The 2441-nt window shown below is 40.2% G+C and carries 6 protein-coding genes; 3 read left to right on the top strand and 3 right to left on the bottom strand.

What is annotated here, in order from left to right; all coding sequences use genetic code 11:
- The first annotated feature begins 58 nt into the window (after positions 1–58).
- Positions 59–205, top strand: coding sequence for a hypothetical protein (locus ACI3UA_RS05100; RefSeq protein WP_439723752.1), 147 nt, complete (start codon positions 59–61; stop codon positions 203–205).
- A gap of 21 nt (positions 206–226) precedes the next feature.
- Here ACI3UA_RS05100 and ACI3UA_RS05095 read toward each other — a convergent pair whose 3' ends face one another.
- The 3 genes from ACI3UA_RS05095 to ACI3UA_RS05085 all read right to left on the bottom strand — a co-directional run bounded on the left by ACI3UA_RS05095 (position 227) and on the right by ACI3UA_RS05085 (position 1813).
- Complete coding sequence (locus tag ACI3UA_RS05095) at positions 227–874, bottom strand: hypothetical protein (RefSeq protein ID WP_439723751.1); 648 nt, start codon at positions 872–874, stop codon at positions 227–229.
- A 9-nt stretch (positions 875–883) separates the two neighbouring features.
- Complete coding sequence (locus ACI3UA_RS05090; RefSeq protein ID WP_439723750.1) at positions 884–1183, bottom strand: SWIM zinc finger family protein; 300 nt, start codon at positions 1181–1183, stop codon at positions 884–886.
- Positions 1184–1258: 75 nt separating this feature from the next.
- Positions 1259–1813 (bottom strand): helix-turn-helix domain-containing protein, encoded by a 555-nt coding sequence (locus ACI3UA_RS05085; protein ID WP_439723749.1) that lies wholly within the window; start codon positions 1811–1813, stop codon positions 1259–1261.
- Between the two features lie 134 nt (positions 1814–1947).
- On the opposite strand from ACI3UA_RS05085, the gene ACI3UA_RS05080 reads away from it, so the two are divergent.
- Entirely contained in the window at positions 1948–2112 is a 165-nt protein-coding gene (locus ACI3UA_RS05080) for a hypothetical protein (protein ID WP_176894457.1), read from the top strand.
- A 79-nt stretch (positions 2113–2191) separates the two neighbouring features.
- Entirely contained in the window at positions 2192–2341 is a 150-nt protein-coding gene (locus ACI3UA_RS05075; RefSeq protein ID WP_439723748.1) for an Arc family DNA-binding protein, read from the top strand.
- Positions 2342–2441 lie beyond the last annotated feature (100 nt).

Genomic DNA, 2441 nt, shown 5'->3' with positions numbered 1-2441 from the left:
TTTATTTGCCTCACGCCCTATTTTCTTTGGAGCAGGTAGAGGCGGATGTATCTGACGTTTGAGCTTTTTCCCTGCGGGCCGCCTGCAGGAGCTTCCATTCATCATCGGAGATGCCTGCCGGCCGGGCGGAGCTATCGGCAGAAGTATGGTAGGATGCTTTGCTTTCGGCTACATGGTCGGAGCCGGGGAAGCTGGCTGGCCGTGATGTGTCGGTGTGTGACACCGTTTAGTCAAACAATCCAAGCTGTATATAATGTTGAGGATTTTTCTTTAACGATTTAGTTTTAGTCTTTGCGGTGAGTTTAGGATTTGCTTTGTTAGTTGCTGATGGTAGACCCTTATATTCAGATTTATTTTCAACGATACCATTCGCCGATTGCGCATCTGATACTGTTGATATTATTGTTTGTTTTCCGGAAGCTGGAATTACACCTGTCTTTAAGATTTGAACAAATTCTTTTTGCGTACACTGATTTTTGGTTATGCCTTTTCCTTTTTCGTACAGCTCATACCGCACTTTGCCACTTGTATTCTTACTCATAGGGATACTGTGGGTAATTTGAATGCAACGGTTAACTAGCTTCTTCGCCTCCGACCACGGGATATTATCGTATACCCTGACAGAATCATAGAATGTGGCTCCTGTTGGAAATTTATATATTTCCCCTTGCGTCCATCCTTCATAAACAATTTTTGAGTTTTTCGTAGATTTATCACGCTCTTTATAAACGCTCCATATAATATCCAATGCTTCAAAATTGCATTTTCTGACAATAAATGCCCAACCATCTGCATATCCTTTGGAAAAATCGGCTATCAGCTGTTTGCTTCTTTCGATACGATCGCTTTTAACATCTTTCGCCTTGAATTCCATAACATCACCCTATTCCTTCATCAGGCTGTGAGAAAACTGTTTCTTAGCCTTTGCGGCTTCCTTTTTTAATATTTCCGCTTCGGCAGATTTATTAAGGAATATTTCATACAGATAGTAATATTTTTGAGCCTGAAGCAAATCGGAGAACTCTTCATTATCATTAATTATGCCAATTACATGCTTACAAAGAGTGGCATTCATTCCTGCTTTACACGTACAGCCAGCTGTCAGCTTGCCATCGTCTGTAACATTAATAGTTACAGTGTAGTTGTTTCCAGTGCTTCCTTTTACATCAAAAAAATGTTTCATAATTACCGTCTCCCCATTTTATATAGATTTTATAACATATCATTACTTATTAACAAATATTGAATTACCACGGATTTAGGCTCTACTTTTCATGTCGGAATTTATATAGCCGGATGTATCTGACGTTTGAGCTTTTTCCCTGCGGGCGGCCTGCAGGAGCTGCCATTCATCATCGGAGATGCCAGCTGGCAGTGATGATGTGTCAGAGCGTGACACGCCCATTACTTCTGATGAGCGGGGGCTGGACAATACTTCTCCAAGGTTGGCGTTCAACTTACTAGAGAAGTCCTTAATGAACTGGATTCCCATCCTGCGTTGTTCCGGGGATAGCTCTATGAAGGTTTTTATGATTTCCATCTCTGCATTATTAAGTTTTAATTCCTGCTGGAGCTTGTCGAGGATGCCCGGTTCATCAGCTGGTTTAAACATATCACCTTCGCCTGTACATAACCAATTTTCATTTACATTAAATGCGTCGCAAATGATTTTGATATTTTGGCGTGTTATAGTGTTTCCTTCTTTTTCCATCCAGCTGATAGTAACCCGTTGCACTCCAATTTTTTTCGCAAAATCTTGCTGTATCAAATTCAGCTCTTTTCGTAATGCTTTTATTCTTCGGTTAATACTCATTTATACCACCTCCTAAAAGTATTATATGTTAGTAACTAACAAAAAGCAAGAAAAATTTCTTGACAAATGTTAATAACTAGCTTATTATTAACACATAAAGTTAATAACTAACATAGAGAAAGGAGATAATAAAAATGGATGCTAGAGAAAAAGAGCTTAATGCAATCGTAAAAGATGCACATGAACTAATAAAAGAACTTCGCACTGGCAATTCTTATGAATGTGCAGTAAAGCGTATGGCAAGCAAGTGCTTTAATATGGGCATGGCTGTTATACCACAGCGCACCCACCCAGCATAAAAAATCAGTTCGGGATTAATGGCCTAAAGGCCATTATAGCATATCTATATATAGATATGGCTCAAGAAAGGAGATCTGTATGGTAGAAATAAAACGTTTCCTCTTGTGTCTCCCGGCGGAGCTTCGGGAGGCAATCAGGAAAGAGGCAGAGCAAAAGGGAATATCCTCAAACTCCCTGGTAGTAACAATCCTATGGAAGCATTTTCACGAAGCTGGCCAGCCGGCATAAAGCCCATCCGGGCGGAAAGGAAAACAGCATGAAAACAATCACCATAGAGATAGATGAAAACCGAAATGTGCAATTGTTCAAACCAGAAAGCATGACGCCT

This window comes from Anaerovibrio sp. (assembly GCF_051866355.1).
GTDB lineage: Bacteria > Bacillota > Negativicutes > Selenomonadales > Selenomonadaceae > Anaerovibrio.
The sequence above is the reverse complement of the archived record's forward strand: the minus strand, read 5'-3'. Positions and strand labels throughout refer to the sequence as shown.